This window comes from Rhizobium sp. YTUHZ045 (assembly GCF_051124255.1).
In the GTDB taxonomy this organism is placed as follows: Bacteria; Pseudomonadota; Alphaproteobacteria; order Rhizobiales; family Rhizobiaceae; genus Rhizobium.
In genome coordinates, this window is record NZ_CP101432.1 from 469,748 (window position 1) to 485,186 (window position 15,439).

A 15,439-nucleotide genomic window follows, 5' to 3' on the forward strand; every position below is an offset into this window, starting at 1 on the left:
CCTTTCAAAAACGAGCGGTTACTTGCCGTGAGCCTTGAGCCAGGCGTTCATCTCGGCGATCTCCGCTTCCTGCGCCTTGATCACGGCTTCGGCGAGTTTGCGGATCTCCGGATCCTTGCCGTATTGAAGCTCGATCTTGGCCATATCGATCGCACCTTGATGGTGAGGGATCATGCCGCGGACGAAATCGACATCGGCATCGCCTGTATATTCGATCATCATATGCTTGTGCATCTTGGCGTTCGCCTCGCTGAAGGCGTGGCTCGCGGCGTCGTGCTTGCCCATCGGCTTGCTCATATCCATGGGCTTGTCTTCGGCAAGGCCGGGAGCGGCAATGGCGGCGAGCATTGCGGTGAGGGCGATGATTTTCAGAGACATGAGAGGTCCTTCCTCTGTCTGACAATAGAGTTTTCGGGCAGCCGAAGCTGCTCATTCTGCATGGAGAATGCGGTGTCAGACCAGTCGGGGAGGGGGTGCCTGTGGCGCCGGCCTGTCGTCATCGAGGGCACGGGCAAGCGGCGGCGCGGGATAGCCGAAGTCGGCCTTTCCGCCGGCCACGACCATCACGGCCGGCGGCAGCACAAGACAGGCGGCGCAAAGCGGCATATGGGCGGCATTTCCGCTGGCGCAGGGATCTTTCGAGGGAGCGGCCTTGCCCGCTTCTTTGGGCATATGCATGCCGGCCATTTCATGGTTCAGACTGCCGCTCTCGGCGGCAACCGGCGCATTCATCGAGGCGCATGTCGGACAGCCCGCCCATGCGGACATGGCGCTGTAGACCAGCCAGCCGAGAACCATCGTGATGAAGGCGAGCGTGCGCATGCTGCGTTATAAGCGAAGGCCGGATACAAGCCAAGCCGAGCGGTGGTCACATCCTGGTCACCAGACTGCAACGACCTTGTGTTCGATCCTATAATCCTTGCTCTCTTCGCCGAGCGGCGCGACCGGCCATGTCCAGGCGGCCGTCGCCGGCGGCGGCGGAACGCCGTGCAGCAGGTCGGCCTCCTCATGCGTTTTGCCGTTGCGGTCGATGACCGCATAGGCGATGTCGGTCACCAGGCAGCTGCGGCAGGAGATGCCCGAAAGCCCGTCAAAATGCGCCGCGATCAGCCTTTCCACCGTATCGTCAGGCATCCGCTCCGCCTCGGCCTCGTGGCGCCGTTTCACGCCGCGGCCGATCTGTGACAGGAGATTGGCGGAAACCACGAAATCGAGATAGGGCACGCTACGCAGGAAGCCGAGCGGTTCGGCTTCTTGCCCGGCCGCGAGTTCGTCATAGCCGGAGAGATCGCGCTCGATCAGCCGGACGTTGCGATAGCCCTTGGCCGCCAGCCACAGCCGCACTGAGGCGAGATGAACGAGATCGATGAGCACGACCGTGTCGAAATCGCGTACCAGCCCGTCGATCGGCACGTCCCGCAGCAGGCCGGAGCCGAGCACGACGGCGGTCCGTTTCTGACGGAGCCCGGCCGCCGCCGCGCGGATAGCGTCGCGGCTCTTCTCCTCGTGGTCGGCCCAATCCCTGGCGCAACGCCCGGCCCGCGACCAGAGATTGACGGAATAGCCGATGAATTTTCGGTGGGCCTTGCCGGTCAGCGGCAATGTTGCGGCATAGAGAAGCGCCTCGATGATCATGAGCCTATCCGCATTCTAGACAATGCCTCTTGTTCAATCGATTCTGGCCGCGGCATCAAGGCCCTTCGCCCTTGCCGCTCCCCGCCCAATCCGCTAGGACACCGCCACTGTCACAGTCAGCGGAATTGCCGGAAATGAACGACAAGCAGAAGAAACCGCAAAAGCTCAAGGCCCGCCTGCCGCGCGGCTTCGTCGACCGGACGGCCGCCGATATCCGCGCCGTCAACGAGATGACGGCAAAGATCCGGGAAGTCTATGAGCATTATGGTTTCGATCCTGTCGAAACGCCGCTGTTCGAATATACCGATGCGCTCGGCAAGTTCCTGCCCGACAGCGACCGGCCGAACGAGGGCGTCTTCTCGCTGCAGGACGACGACGAGCAATGGATGTCGCTGCGCTACGACCTGACGGCGCCGCTCGCCCGTCATGTCGCCGAGAACTTCAACGAGATCCAGCTTCCCTACCGCACCTATCGCGCCGGTTACGTCTTCCGCAACGAGAAGCCGGGCCCCGGCCGCTTCCGCCAATTCATGCAGTTCGATGCCGATACCGTGGGCGCGCCTGGTGTTCAGGCCGATGCCGAAATGTGCATGATGATGGCCGATACGCTCGAGGCCCTCGGCATCAAGCGCGGCGACTACGTCATCCGCGTCAACAACCGCAAGGTTCTGGACGGCGTTTTGGAGGCGATCGGCCTCGGCGGCGACGACAAGGCCGGCCAGCGGCTCAACGTTCTGCGCGCCATCGATAAGCTCGACAAGTTCGGGCCGCAAGGTGTCTCGCTGCTGCTCGGCCCCGGCCGCAAGGATGAATCCGGCGACTTCACCAAGGGCGCCGGCCTCAATCAGGAGCAGATCGACAAGGTGCTCTTCTTCGTCGGCATCAAGGATTATGCCGAAAGCGCCGGCCGCCTGGCCGAACTCGTCGCGGGAACCTCGAAGGGCGGCGAAGGCGTCGAGGAGTTGAATTTCATCGGTGCGCTCGTCACGAGCGCCGGCTACGGATCCGACCGCATCAAGATCGATCCTTCGGTCGTACGCGGCCTCGAATATTATACCGGCCCGGTCTATGAGGCTGAGCTTCTCTTCGACGTCACCAATGAAAAGGGCGAGAAGGTCGTCTTCGGCTCGGTCGGCGGCGGCGGCCGTTATGACGGCCTGGTCTCACGCTTCATGGGCCAGCCGGTGCCGGCGACCGGCTTTTCGATCGGCGTCTCGCGCCTGATGACGGCGCTGAAGAACCTCGGCAAGCTCGGAGCGAGCGCGGTGATCGAGCCGGTGCTGGTGACGGTGATGGACGGCGACGTCGAGGCGATGGGCCGCTATCAGAAGATGACCCAGCAGCTGCGCGCCGCCGGCATCCGCGCCGAGATGTTCCAGGGCAACTGGAAGAAATTCGGCAACCAGCTGAAATATGCCGACCGCCGCGGCTGCCCCGTCGCGATCATCCAGGGCGGCGACGAGCGCGCCCAAGGCGTCGTGCAGATCAAGGATCTGATCGAGGGCAAGCGGCTCTCTGGCGAAATCGAGGACAATGCCAGCTGGCGCGAGGCCCGCGTGGCGCAGGAGACCGTGGCGGAAGCCGATCTCGTCGCCAAGGTGAAGGAAATCCTTGCCGCCCAGGCGGAGGATCGGAAGAGGGCGGGCGGTGATGTCTGAGGCATACCCCCCTCTGCCCTGCCGGGCATCTCCCCCACAAGGGGGGAGATCGGCTGGGAGCTTCCGCTCGCCTCAATCGAACATCTTACTTGGCCGGAGCCACTTGGCGCACGCTCAATATTTCGGAAAGCCGGCACGCCCAGCCAATCTCCCCCCTTGTGGGGGAGATGCCCGGCAGGGCAGAGGGGGGTGCGTTGCGGCAAGCTCCTCGCCTATCGTTCGGAGCTCAGCATGCCCCTGATCAACCTCCCCGAATTCGCCGCCGACCTGCTTGCCGAATTTGACGCCCGCAACGCGGAGCGCATCGATACGCCGGTCATTCAGCCGGCCGAGCCGTTCCTCGATATTGCCGGCGAGGATCTGCGCCGGCGCATCTTCATGACCGAGAGCGAAACCGGCGCCAGCCTCTGCCTGCGGCCCGAATTCACCATCCCCGTCTGCCTGCGCCACATCGAGACGGCGACCGGCACACCCAAGCGTTACGCCTATCTCGGCGAGGTCTTCCGCCAGCGCCGCGACGGCGCCAATGAATTCTATCAGGCCGGCATCGAGGATCTCGGCGACATCGACATACCGGGCGCCGATGCGCGCGCCATCGGCGACGCCACCGGCATCCTCGCCCGCCTGCTGCCGGGCCGGCGCTTAGCCGTGACGTTGGGCGATCAGGCGGTGTTCGAGGCGGTCGTCCAGGCGCTCGGCCTGCCGCTCGGCTGGCAGAAGCGACTGATCCACGCTTTCGGCAACATGAGGCAGCTGGAGGCGCTGCTGGCCGGCCTCGTCAGCCCGCAATTCGTCACCGGCCTCGACGATGATATCGCCAGGATTGTTGCATCAGGCGACGATCAGGCGCTGGTCGCCCATATCGAGCACGAGATGCAGGCGACGGGTTACTCGACGAATGCCAGCCGCTCGCCGCTGGAGATCGCCCGGCGCCTCAAGGAAAAGCTCATCCTGTCCGAGACGCGTCTCGACGATGCCGCCTTCCATGTGCTGGAAGAGTTCCTGTCGCTGCACGTGCCACTCGTCAATGCGTCCGCAGCACTTGCCGGCTTTGCCGACGCTGCCGGCCTGAAGCTCGGCAACGCGCTGTCGCGCTTCAACGGCCGCGTCGCGGCCCTTGCCGATGCCGGCGTCGATCTGTCCTGTCTCGACTACCGTGCCGCCTTCGGACGGCCGCTCGATTATTACACCGGCCTCGTCTTCGAGGTGACGGCGGAAGGCTCGAGCGCGGTTCTGGCCGGCGGCGGCCGCTTCGATCGGCTGCTGACCTTCCTCGGCGCCACGGACCGTATTCCGGCCGTCGGCTTCTCCTTCTGGCTCGACCGCATCGAAACCGAAAGGGCAGCCGCATGACCATCACCATTGCGCTTCCCTCCAAGGGCCGGATGAAGGACGACGCTTCGGCGATCTTCGAGCGGGCCGGCATGCCGATCACTGCGGTCGGCAACGATCGCTCCTATCGCGGCCGCGTCGAAGGCTGGGACGATGTCGAAGTCGCTTTTCTTTCGGCCTCCGAAATCTCCCGCGAACTCGGCAATGGCACCGTCGATTTCGGCGTCACCGGCGAGGACCTGATGCGGGAGGGTTTTGCCGAGGTCGACAAGCGCGTCGAATTCTGCGCCCGGCTCGGCTTCGGCCACGCCGATGTCATCGTCGCGGTGCCCGAGATCTGGCTCGATGTCGACACCATGGCCGATCTCGGCGATGTCGCCGCCGATTTCCGCGCCCGCCATGGCCGGCGGCTTGCCATCGCCACCAAATACTGGCGCCTGACACAGCAGTTCTTTTCCAGCCAGCACGGCATCCAGCTTTACCGCATCGTCGAAAGCCTCGGCGCGACCGAGGGCGCTCCCGCCTCCGGTTCGGCCGATATCATCGTCGATATCACCTCCACCGGCTCGACACTGCGCGCCAACCACCTGAAGGTGCTTCAGGACGGGGTCATCCTGCATTCAGAGGCCTGCCTCGTGCGCGCCCGCAAGGATAGCCACGTGGACTCGCCGGTCGTGCAGGCGATCGTCGACGCGGTGCGCGCCGCCCTCTAATCTCTACTATCAACGCGTAAGAAAACCCGCCGTCAGTTCAATGACGGCGGGTTTTGCATGCTTGGGAGGAGATGGAATTAGCGGGCAGCGACGGCCTGCAGACCACGGCGTGCGTCGATCGAATAGGCACCGGCGCCGACGGTGGCGAGCAGGATGTACGCGCCGGCCAGCGTGATGTTCTTCATAACCATGATCTGGTTGAGAATGTTCACGAGTTCCGTGCCGCTAGCGTAGGGCAGATGGAAGGCAACGCCCGTAAAGACACAGAAGCCAGCGAGCAGCCAGCCGGCAATACGGACCTGGAAGCCTGCGAGAACCGCAAGGCCGGCCAGCAGTTCGAAGAGGCCTGCGACATAGGCCAACAGGGTTGCCGCCGGCAGGCCGGCACCGGCGATCATGCCCGCAGTACCGGCGGGATCGGTCAGCTTCGTGAAGCCGGAAAGGATGAACATGAATGACAGAAGAATGCGGGCAATCAGGATGATGGCGTTCGACATGGATATTGTCTCCGTTTGAAGGCTCGGGAGATCTTGGTGCCCCCGGCACGCTGTGGATCTCTGATACCCCTATGTCGCCTATTTCTTCTGTCATGGAAAGATAAACAGAAGGGGACGCTTCGTTCAACAATATGGAACAATACCCTCGCTTGCCTTTCCGGAGCATCGTCTTCTATGGTCGGCCGATAATATGGAGTCTCTTATGGCAGATCTTTCCGCATTTCCGATCACCACGCGCTGGCCGGCGGAAAATCCCAATATCATCCAGCTCTATTCACTGCAGACGCCGAACGGGGTGAAGGTATCGGTTGCCCTCGAAGAGCTCGGGCTCCCCTATGAGCCGCACTATATTTCCTTTGCCGCCAACGAGCAGAAGTCGCCGGAATTCGAATCGCTCAATCCGAACGGCCGCATTCCGGCGATCATCGATCCGAACGGGCCCGGGGGAAAGCCGATCGGGCTGTTCGAATCCGGCGCCATCCTGCTCTACCTCGCCGAAAAGACCGGAAAGCTCATCCCCGCCGATGCCGCCGGCCGCTATGAATGCATCCAGTGGGTGTTTTTCCAGATGGCCGGGATCGGTCCGATGCTCGGTCAGTTCGGGCATTTCCACAAATTCGCCGCCGACAAGGTCGCCAATAATTCCTATCCGGTGGACCGCTACCGCGATGAATCCAAGCGGCTGCTCGGCGTGCTCGAAGGCCGGCTGAAAGGCCGCCAATGGATCATGGGTGATCAATATACGATTGCCGACATCACCACTTTCACCTGGATTCGCGGCGCCGATATCTTCTATGGCGGCCGTGAGATTCTCGAATATGCGAAATTCCCCGCCGTTTCCGATTGGCTGGAGCGCTGCATCGCGCGCCCGGCAAGCACCAGAGGCCTCAACATTCCTATCAAACCGGAGTAACGGACGATCCGCCGGAAAATGCAAAAGGCCGCCCTGCCGCCCGGCCACTAACGTGGAATCGTGAGGACCATCTTAAGCAAAACCCCAATAACGCTGGTGGTCGGGGCATTACTCATGCCGGAGATTTCCTCAAACATTCAAGGCGGCTTCGATTGCCTGTCCCTTCCGGGGAGTGAACGTCAACCTTTGCAAGAACCCGCATCGGCCGAAATTCGGGATCGCCTCAGATGTGGAGGATCGGCGCGATAGGTCAACCGGAACAAGCAACCTCGTATCAAGGGCGCGATCCGCTTCGCCTGGCGACCGCAATCACGGCGGCATTCGGTCGAGCCAGACTTTTTTGACGCTGGCTTCCACAAATCGCAGATGGCGATGACTCTTTTCACCTTCTTGAACCGTCGTTGTTGCGACCGTCGTCGAGCGGTCGAATGAACGAGGACTGAGAAATGGATCTGGAAGGAAAGCGAATTGTGGTCGTCGGCGGGAGCCGCGGCTTGGGAAGTGGGCTTGCCGAGGCATTCGTTGCTCGCGCGGCCGAAGTCACCGTGGTCGCCCGAAACGCGACGGCTGTGCAGGGACCAGCTGAGCAACTGGCCGTCACCGCCATATCGGCCGATGCAACTGATGCCGACGCGGCGTGGCGGATCATGGAGCAGACGCGACCTGATGTCGTCATCATGAATGCCGGTGCGAAACCGTCCATGGAGCGGATCGACCGGATTGGCTGGGAGGCATTCACGACCAACTGGAATGTAGACGTCAAGGCTGCGCTGCATTGGGTACAGGCTGCCCTGACCTTGCCAATGGCGCCGGGCGGGCTCGTCGTGCTGGTCTCCAGCGGAGCCGCCGTGCAGGGGTCGCCGCTATCGGGAGGTTATGCCGGCGCCAAGCGCGCGCAGTGGTTCATTGCAAAATATGCCGACGACTTGTCGGCGGAACTCGGCCTCGGCTTGCGGTTCCGGGTCATCGTTCCCCGGCAGATGTTCGTTGGAACTGGTGTGGGCGATACCGGAATCCGGGCCTATGCTGCGAAGGCGAGTCGGACATTTGCCGAACAGGCCGCCACCTGGCCGGACATGACGCCGCGGGCTTTCGGTGATACGGTCGCCGAACTGATCGGCGATTCCGGCCTCGCTGAGGCCATGGTCTATGCCGTGCGTGGGGATACGGGTGTGACGGTCATCGAATGACGAAAGACCCAGCTCTCGGGACTGAAGAGAGGAAAACTCTGCTTGCAGACCTGGCCAGGGAAGCGGACGCGCTTCGCCCCCAACTGCATCGTTACGCTGCTCGTCTCGTGGGTTCGGTGATCGACGGCGAGGACGTGATTCAGGACGCGTTTGCCAAGGTATTTGCGACGGCTGGCTCGATCCCACCAGGCACGTCGCTGCGACCGTGGCTGTTTCGCATCGTCCACAATCGAGCCATAGATTCCCTGCGCCAGCGCAGTACGCGCCGGTCGGAGCCGCTTGAGATGGCCTTTGATCTGCCCGATATCAGCGCAGTCGGCGCGGAGGACGCGCTGATCCGGCGGGACACGGTGCGAGTCGCCCTGGGTCATTTTGCAGAATTGCCGGTGCCGCAACGCAGCGCGGTAATCCTCAAGGATGTGTTGGGAGAGTCGCTTGCGGATATCGCAGCGCTGCTCGAACTGAGTGTCGACGCCGTCAAGGCCCATCTGTCGCGCGGTAGGGCGAGATTGCGTGCGATCTCCGACGTGCGGTCTGACGTTGCGCCGTTGCCAAGTCCCGAGGCCCTGAACTTTGCAGCGCTCTCAATGCCCAAGATTGGGACACGCTGCGTCGCTTGCTGGCTGATGACGTTCGGCTTCGCCAGGCGCGACGGCCTGAAATCTCGGGTGCCGCCGATGTGGGTCGATTTTTCACTTATTATGCCGAATATCCGCGCGTCAGGGTCGAACCTGCCTGGCTGGAAGGCAGGGAAATATTCCTGGTTTCGGCCGAACCGGCGAGCGGGCCTTCCTATTTCATGCTGCTCGAATGGCGGGGGCAAGAGATAAGCCTTATCCGCGACCATCGCTATGCGACCTATGTCATGGATGGTGCTGATGTCATGCCGGCCGCATCGCGGTGACCGATACTGGTCGAGACGTGCTTCCTCGCGGCCCGCTATGCGCGGCCACTTGCGGACGTTTCGTAAAACATGACTATTCCCGCTATGCCAAAGGGTACGCTGCGATTCCTCTTTGATTTTGCGGCCGGCGGCCGCTTGCGGGCGGGTGATGAAGCTACCCAATCCAAATTGGCCGCCGGACCGCTTGATGCGATAGTACGGATAGCTGCAATGGGCCCGTCGGTCGTGGGCTGAAAATGTGGAACCGCAAAATTTAGCGATTCCACATTTACGTTATGGCCGGGCCATGAGCGGCCTCTATCTAGCGTCGCCGGTCTTATTGCCGGCTGGTGATCTGCCTTGCGCCTTCGAGCTTGAAGCGAGGGAAGATGAAGACGCCGGTTATGCTGCCGCTGTATTTCTCCTCGAGCCCGTTCGACTCGCCCATGCAGAACAGTGGCTGGCGCAAGCCGTTCGGCATGATGATTGTCGTTGAAAAGCAGAAGGAGGAGCAGTGCGTCGCCACCTGCTCGAACAGTTCCAGCACGCGGGCTCGATCCTTGCTATCGTAGCAGCGGATCAGGTTAAGCAGCCCGCATTCCTCGGCGGAGAGGCCGTGCAGCATCGCGCTCCATTTGCCGAGACGGATCAGGCCGCTCGAAAAATCTCCGGTCCAGCTTTCGGAAACCGACAACTGCGCCAGCATCTGGTGATTTTGATGGTTGTCGTTCAGCGAGCCGGTCATCAAGGGCACGGCTCCATTGGCTTTGGCGATCTTAAACAAGGCGTTCCCCAGTTCGGATGCGGCTCCTCCGCCGCATGCTCGGCAAACACAAAGAAACAGGATCATGGGACGGCGGGCATGATGCCCGCGCCTACTTCGGCGATCGTTGCAGCCATTCGAGTCTCCGGACCTGAGCCCTTCGAACACGCATTTATGGCATCGCCTTCCCGCGCTCGTCTGACAGCGAATGATCGCCGGGCGCGCATCAATTGCAGCCGCGGATTTATAGGAGCTTTTGCACAATCGGCAACGGCTTTTTGAGCCTGTTCGGATCGGCATTATTTGTGAGAGATGTCGGCATCATCACGCTCTTCAGCCAGAAGTGACCAGTTTCGGCATTTTTCGAACGGTTTGGCATCTATTGCGTGAGAAACCTTCCCCCGGAAGCAATCTCCCGCGCACTTTTCGGCATTGGAAAAAGAGCGGCGACGCAAGCCTGACGAAAGCTTCGAGGTCGGCTGACGCGCTGCACGGGATAAAATAGTGCGCAACGGAACGAATCGCAGCGGACAAAAGAAAAGGGCGACCCGGGGGCCGCCCTTCCTGTTCCGGATGTGCCGGAATGGATGTCAGTGACGGCTTTCGCCTATCACATCATGTCCATTCCACCCATGCCGCCCATGCCGCCCGGCATAGCCGGAGCGTCCTTCTTCGGCAGCTCGGCGATCATGGCTTCGGTGGTGATCAGCAGCGATGCGACGGAAGCGGCATCCTGCAGGGCGGTGCGAACGACCTTGACAGGGTCGATGATGCCCATGCCGATCATGTCGCCATATTCGCCGGTCTGGGCGTTGTAGCCGTAGTTGTCCTGATCCTTGTCGAGGATCTTGCCGACAACGATCGAAGCTTCGTCACCAGCGTTTTCAGCGATCTGGCGGGCCGGAGCCTGCAGAGCGCGGCGAACGATGTTGATGCCGGCTTCCTGGTCGTCGTTGACGCCCTTGGCAGAGATCTTGACGGAAGAACGCAGCAGGGCAACGCCGCCGCCCGGTACGATACCTTCCTGAACGGCAGCGCGCGTCGCGTTGAGGGCGTCGTCGATGCGGTCCTTCTTTTCCTTCACTTCGACTTCCGTCGAGCCGCCGACGCGGATGACGGCAACGCCGCCGGCGAGCTTGGCAAGACGTTCCTGCAGCTTCTCGCGGTCGTAGTCGGAGGTGGTTTCTTCGATCTGGGCCTTGATCTGGGCAACACGGCCTTCGATGTCGGACTTGGCGCCCGAACCGTCGACGATCGTGGTGTTTTCCTTGGAGATCGAAACCTTCTTGGCGCGGCCGAGCATGTCGAGCGTGACGCTCTCGAGCTTGATGCCGAGGTCTTCGGAGATGACGGTGCCGCCGGTCAGGATGGCGATGTCTTCGAGCATGGCCTTGCGGCGGTCGCCGAAGCCGGGTGCCTTGACGGCAGCGATCTTCAGGCCGCCACGCAGCTTGTTGACGACGAGCGTAGCAAGGGCTTCGCCTTCGACGTCTTCAGCGATGATGAGGAGCGGCTTGCCGGTCTGGACGACGGCTTCGAGAACCGGGAGCATCGACTGCAGGTTCGAGAGCTTCTTCTCGTGGAGGAGAATGAAGACGTCTTCGAGGTCGGCGACCATCTTTTCCGGGTTGGTGACGAAGTAGGGGCTGAGGTAGCCGCGGTCGAACTGCATGCCTTCGACGACTTCGAGTTCGGTTTCGGCGGTCTTGGCTTCTTCAACCGTGATGACGCCTTCGTTGCCGACCTTCTGCATGGCTTCGGCAATGTCGAGACCGACCTGGCGTTCGCCGTTTGCGGAGATCGTGCCGACCTGGGCGACTTCTTCCGAAGTGTTGATCTTCTTGGCCTTGGCCTGGAGATCCTTGACGACTTCGGCAACGGCGAGATCGATGCCGCGCTTCAGGTCCATCGGGTTCATGCCGGCGGCAACGGCCTTGGCGCCTTCGCGAACGATCGCCTGGGCAAGAACGGTTGCAGTCGTGGTGCCGTCACCGGCGATGTCGTTGGTCTTCGAAGCGACTTCGCGGACCATCTGGGCGCCCATGTTTTCGAACTTGTCTTCAAGTTCGATTTCCTTGGCGACGGAAACGCCGTCCTTGGTGATGCGCGGAGCGCCGAAGGACTTGTCGATGATGACGTTACGGCCCTTCGGGCCGAGCGTGACCTTCACTGCATCGGCGAGAATGTCGACGCCGCGCAGCATCTTTTCGCGCGCGGTGCGGCCAAACTTGATTTCTTTAGCTGCCATGTTTGTGTCTCCTGAATTCGATTTGTTCGGGCAAAAAGCCCGTCAGCCATTTCGGGAAAGCGGATCGGCCGATCAGCCGATGATGCCCATGATGTCGGCTTCCTTCATGATCAGAAGGTCTTCGCCGTTGATCTTGACTTCAGTGCCGGACCACTTGCCGAACAGAACGCGGTCGCCAGCCTTGACGTCGAGAGCGACGACCTTGCCGGACTCGTCACGAGCGCCGGAGCCGACGGCGACGATTTCGCCTTCCTGCGGCTTCTCCTTGGCGGTGTCTGGAATGATGATGCCGCCCTTGGTCTTTTCTTCGGACTCGACGCGACGAACGACGACGCGGTCGTGAAGCGGACGGAAATTGGTGCTTGCCATTGTCTAATCCCTCGATCGAATGACATTCGCGGACCGGAGCGGCCCGCATGGATAAGTGTTAGCACTCCTCTCTGGTGAGTGCTAGCGCTCGAGCATTTAGGGATGGCTCCGAGAGGAGTCAATGAGAGCAATCACGAATTTTTGTGCCGGAATTGTGAAGAGGCGGCGAATTATCGGAGGTTCCCGCCGAAATCTTGTCTGGCATGGCAACGTTGCCAGACCTTGCCGTTCCCTCTCGCCGGGATTGCCGAGGATCTTGTCTGCCAAGGTGAAGAAAATGCCTTGCCATCGCCTTGCGCCTTTGCAATGTCACCGGTGACTGAAGCAAATCGGGAAATTGGAATGGCCAGGCGGATAGGAAGCTTCTCGGAGATCACAGATCGCTATGACGTGGTGCTCTGCGACGTCTGGGGCGTCGTTCATAACGGCGTCGATCCGTTTCCGAAGGCCGCCGCCGCCCTTCAATCCGCGCGTGAGAGCGGCCTTGCCGTCGTCCTCATCACCAATTCGCCGCGCCTTTCCTGGCAAGTGGTCGAGCAGCTGCGCCATATCGGCGTTCCCGACGGCGCCTATGACCGGATCGTCACCTCGGGGGACGTCACCCGCGGGCTGATTTCCGAGGGGCCGAAGACGGTCTTTCTGCTCGGCCCCGAGCGCGACAAGGCGCTTCTTGAAGGCATCGGCGTCGAGCGCCGGCCGGCCGGTGAAGCGCAATCGCTCGTCTGCACTGGCTTTTTCGACGACGAGACCGAAAAGCCCGAGGACTACACCGACATGCTCCTCGATTTCCAGGCGCGCGACGTGCCGATGATCTGCGCCAATCCCGACCTCGTCGTCGAACGCGGCCATCGCATCATCCCCTGTGCCGGCGCCATGGCTGCCTATTACGAGCAGCTCGGCGGTAAAACCCGCATTGCCGGCAAGCCGCACCGGCCGATTTACGAGGCGACACTTTCGGCCGCCCGCGAGCTTCGCGGCGATTTTTCCACCGACCGTGTGCTGGCGATCGGCGACGGTATGCCGACGGATGTGCGCGGCGCCTTGAATCTCGGCCTGGATCTTCTCTACATCAGCGGCGGGATCCATGCCAAGGAATACACCTTGAACGGCGAGACCGACGAGGCGATCCTCAACGCCTATCTTGAGCGGGAGAAGGCCGCGCCGAAGTGGTGGATGCCGCGCCTTGCATGAAGAGAAGCCAGCCGATGACCGTCTTCCACCGCAATGAAACCCGCGAAGCCTTGCCTGCCCATCTGAAGGGCGGGGTCATTGCCATCGGCAATTTCGACGGCGTGCATCGCGGCCATCAATCGGTGCTGAACCGCGCGCTCGAAATAGCGAAGGCGCGCGGCATTCCTGCCCTGGTGCTGACCTTCGAGCCGCATCCGCGCACGGTGTTCCGGCCGCAGACACCGGTCTTCCGGCTGACACCCGCGCCGCTCAAGGCCCGGATTCTGGAAACGCTCGGTTTCAACGCAGTCATCGAATATCCTTTCGACTACGAATTTTCGCAGCGCTCGGCCGACGATTTCATCCATTCGATCCTCAAGGATTGGCTAGGCGCCACCGAAGTCGTCACCGGCTTCGATTTCCATTTCGGCCGCGGCCGCGAAGGCGGGCCTGCCTTCCTGATGAATGCCGGCCAGACCTATGGTTTCGGCGTCACCCTGATCGACGCCTTCCGCGACGAGAACGCCGATGTCGTCTCGTCGAGCCATATCCGGGCGCTGCTGAAGGACGGCAATGTCAGCGAAGCCGCCGGCATGCTCGGCTACCGCTATACGGTCGAAGCCGAGGTGATCGACGGCGAAAAGCTCGGCCGGCAGCTCGGTTTTCCCACCGCCAATATGCGGCTGCCGCCGGAGGCCGAACTCGCCGCCGGCATCTACGCCGTCCGCTTCCGCCGCCGGGACGGAACGCTCCACGATGCCGTCGCGAGCTACGGCCGCCGCCCGACGGTGACGGAAAACGGCGCGCCGCTGCTCGAAACCTATCTGTTCGATTTTCACGGCGATCTCTACGGCCAGCTCTGTGCCGTCTCCTTCTTCGGCTATCTTAGACCCGAGCTGAAATTCGACGGGCTCGATCCGCTCGTCGCCCAGATCAAACGCGACGAAGAGGAGGCGAGGGCGCTGCTGGCGGGCGTTACGCCGCTCGGCGAGCTCGATCGGAAGCTTTGCTTCGCCTGAGTGGCTTCGAGTTATCTCCGGCTGAGCGGAAATTGATCTGGATCGTTGGTCCACGGATCGAAGACCGCTGCGCCGGAGAAGCGCGTATCTCGGACGTTTCGCGTGACCAGATAGAGATTGTGCTCGATTGCCGTGGCGGCCAGCATCGTGTCGACAACCGACGGTGCATGTCCGGTCCTCAGTTTCACGCGCCCGGAAATGGCGCCCCAATGCCTGACGGCTGTGTCGCTCAGCGAAAGAACGCGTTGCGAAAACCTCTCTTCCAGTGCATCGCGGGAGGCAGCATAGCGATAGCGGTTCTGATCGTCCTCAGGCAGATTTTCGATGCCCTTGTCGTATTCCGCCAGCGTGAGGATGCTGATGAACATCCTCTCCTCGTCTTGAGCCGCAGCCCAGGATTTGACGGAGGGGGCACCGTTCGGGTTGATCAGAGCGGCAATGACGTTCGTATCGAGCAGCCAGCCGATCACAGCTCGGCATCCCGCCCGTAATCGGCCTCTCGCTCAAGGTCGAGCTCCTTGAGGTCAAGGCTTTCCATGAAAGCGACGAAAGGCTTCTTCGGCTCAGCTTTGGTCAGATGGTCGAGCTCTTCGACGCTGATGACGACGACGCTGTCCCGGCCGCGAACCGTCACGCGCTGTGGTCCTTCGCTGCGGGCGCGGCGAACCACCTCGCTGAAGCGCGCTTTCGCGTCCTCGAGCTTCCAGCTTTGCTTCGTGATTTTTTTCATGCCATTCATCTCTCGATCGAATCTGGTCAGATAGTCAGATTTATATCTCGAGCGAAGAGGATTTTCCAGTCCGATGCTTTCCCGGAAGGATGCGGCGCTGGCAATTCCAGTCACCGGTGCCGATTGCGGGCCGCAATTTCCTCTCTTCCTTTTCCCGGCAAAAACGCCTATGAACCGGCGCTATGACGAAACCTCGGCTGGCAATGACGATACGAATTATCGGCCCGGCCTTCCGCGCGCGCTAAGCGGCCGGGAGGTCCGGGTTTTTGGCGCTTGCGAGCAGGCGCTTCCGCCGCCACCTATTTTCACGTCCGTCGCG

Annotated in this window: 16 protein-coding genes and 1 pseudogene; 8 read left to right on the top strand and 9 right to left on the bottom strand. The window is 61.7% G+C overall.

Going from position 1 to position 15,439, the window contains the following annotated elements; genetic code table 11:
- Window positions 1-18 precede the first annotated feature (18 nt).
- The 3 genes from copM to NMA58_RS02320 all read right to left on the bottom strand — a co-directional run bounded on the left by copM (window position 19) and on the right by NMA58_RS02320 (window position 1,635).
- Entirely contained in the window at window positions 19-378 is a 360-nt protein-coding gene (gene copM, locus NMA58_RS02310; protein ID WP_126912251.1) for a CopM family metallochaperone, read from the bottom strand.
- 75 nt (window positions 379-453) lie between these two features.
- The gene (locus tag NMA58_RS02315) at window positions 454-822 is read right to left on the bottom strand and encodes a hypothetical protein (RefSeq protein ID WP_434712146.1); all 369 of its coding nucleotides are present in this window, start codon (window positions 820-822) and stop codon (window positions 454-456) included.
- 57 nt (window positions 823-879) lie between these two features.
- Window positions 880-1,635, bottom strand: coding sequence for a hypothetical protein (locus NMA58_RS02320; RefSeq protein ID WP_434712147.1), 756 nt, complete (start codon window positions 1,633-1,635; stop codon window positions 880-882).
- A gap of 134 nt (window positions 1,636-1,769) precedes the next feature.
- Between NMA58_RS02320 and hisS the strand changes: the two genes are divergently transcribed.
- The 3 genes from hisS (at window position 1,770) to hisG (ending at window position 5,338) form a co-directional block, all read left to right on the top strand.
- Window positions 1,770-3,293, top strand: a complete 1,524-nt coding sequence (hisS, locus tag NMA58_RS02325) for a histidine--tRNA ligase (RefSeq protein ID WP_434712148.1) — start codon at window positions 1,770-1,772, stop codon at window positions 3,291-3,293.
- 231 nt (window positions 3,294-3,524) lie between these two features.
- A complete protein-coding gene (locus NMA58_RS02330) occupies window positions 3,525-4,646 on the top strand; it encodes an ATP phosphoribosyltransferase regulatory subunit (protein WP_434712149.1) in 1,122 nt (373 codons plus the stop codon).
- On the top strand, window positions 4,643-5,338 hold the full coding sequence (hisG, locus tag NMA58_RS02335; protein WP_434712150.1) for an ATP phosphoribosyltransferase: 696 nt from the start codon (window positions 4,643-4,645) through the stop codon (window positions 5,336-5,338). The genes NMA58_RS02330 and hisG overlap by 4 nt, the downstream gene beginning before the upstream one ends.
- A gap of 77 nt (window positions 5,339-5,415) precedes the next feature.
- Here hisG and NMA58_RS02340 read toward each other — a convergent pair whose 3' ends face one another.
- A complete protein-coding gene (locus NMA58_RS02340) occupies window positions 5,416-5,835 on the bottom strand; it encodes a DoxX family protein (protein WP_434712151.1) in 420 nt (139 codons plus the stop codon).
- Between the two features lie 202 nt (window positions 5,836-6,037).
- Here NMA58_RS02340 and NMA58_RS02345 point away from each other — a divergent pair, with 202 nt between their 5' ends.
- The 3 genes and pseudogenes from NMA58_RS02345 to NMA58_RS02355 all read left to right on the top strand — a co-directional run bounded on the left by NMA58_RS02345 (window position 6,038) and on the right by NMA58_RS02355 (window position 8,842).
- Window positions 6,038-6,748, top strand: a complete 711-nt coding sequence (locus NMA58_RS02345) for a glutathione binding-like protein (protein WP_434712152.1) — start codon at window positions 6,038-6,040, stop codon at window positions 6,746-6,748.
- Between the two features lie 446 nt (window positions 6,749-7,194).
- A complete protein-coding gene (locus NMA58_RS02350; RefSeq protein WP_434712153.1) occupies window positions 7,195-7,938 on the top strand; it encodes an SDR family NAD(P)-dependent oxidoreductase in 744 nt (247 codons plus the stop codon).
- Window positions 7,935-8,842: pseudogene (locus NMA58_RS02355) on the top strand (RNA polymerase sigma factor). The gene NMA58_RS02350 and the pseudogene NMA58_RS02355 overlap by 4 nt, the downstream one beginning before the upstream one ends.
- A gap of 316 nt (window positions 8,843-9,158) precedes the next feature.
- Here NMA58_RS02355 and NMA58_RS02360 read toward each other — a convergent pair.
- The 3 genes from NMA58_RS02360 to groES all read right to left on the bottom strand — a co-directional run bounded on the left by NMA58_RS02360 (window position 9,159) and on the right by groES (window position 12,201).
- The gene (locus NMA58_RS02360) at window positions 9,159-9,605 is read right to left on the bottom strand and encodes a hypothetical protein (RefSeq protein ID WP_434712154.1); all 447 of its coding nucleotides are present in this window, start codon (window positions 9,603-9,605) and stop codon (window positions 9,159-9,161) included.
- A 589-nt stretch (window positions 9,606-10,194) separates the two neighbouring features.
- Window positions 10,195-11,832 carry a chaperonin GroEL gene (gene groL, locus NMA58_RS02365; RefSeq protein ID WP_088396568.1) on the bottom strand — a complete coding sequence of 546 codons (1,638 nt, stop codon included), beginning with the start codon at window positions 11,830-11,832 and terminating at the stop codon, window positions 10,195-10,197.
- 72 nt (window positions 11,833-11,904) lie between these two features.
- Entirely contained in the window at window positions 11,905-12,201 is a 297-nt protein-coding gene (groES, locus tag NMA58_RS02370) for a co-chaperone GroES (RefSeq protein ID WP_004675403.1), read from the bottom strand.
- 342 nt (window positions 12,202-12,543) lie between these two features.
- Here groES and NMA58_RS02375 point away from each other — a divergent pair, with 342 nt between their 5' ends.
- Both NMA58_RS02375 and NMA58_RS02380 read left to right on the top strand, forming a co-directional pair.
- Window positions 12,544-13,392, top strand: a complete 849-nt coding sequence (locus NMA58_RS02375) for a TIGR01459 family HAD-type hydrolase (RefSeq protein WP_434712157.1) — start codon at window positions 12,544-12,546, stop codon at window positions 13,390-13,392.
- 14 nt (window positions 13,393-13,406) lie between these two features.
- The gene (locus NMA58_RS02380) at window positions 13,407-14,390 is read left to right on the top strand and encodes a bifunctional riboflavin kinase/FAD synthetase (protein WP_434713484.1); all 984 of its coding nucleotides are present in this window, start codon (window positions 13,407-13,409) and stop codon (window positions 14,388-14,390) included.
- Between the two features lie 11 nt (window positions 14,391-14,401).
- Here NMA58_RS02380 and NMA58_RS02385 read toward each other — a convergent pair whose 3' ends face one another.
- On the bottom strand, window positions 14,402-14,860 hold the full coding sequence (locus tag NMA58_RS02385; RefSeq protein ID WP_097597791.1) for a type II toxin-antitoxin system VapC family toxin: 459 nt from the start codon (window positions 14,858-14,860) through the stop codon (window positions 14,402-14,404).
- Window positions 14,857-15,120, bottom strand: coding sequence for a type II toxin-antitoxin system Phd/YefM family antitoxin (locus NMA58_RS02390; RefSeq protein WP_430957093.1), 264 nt, complete (start codon window positions 15,118-15,120; stop codon window positions 14,857-14,859). The genes NMA58_RS02385 and NMA58_RS02390 overlap by 4 nt, the downstream gene beginning before the upstream one ends.
- Between the last annotated feature and the right edge of the window lie 319 nt (window positions 15,121-15,439).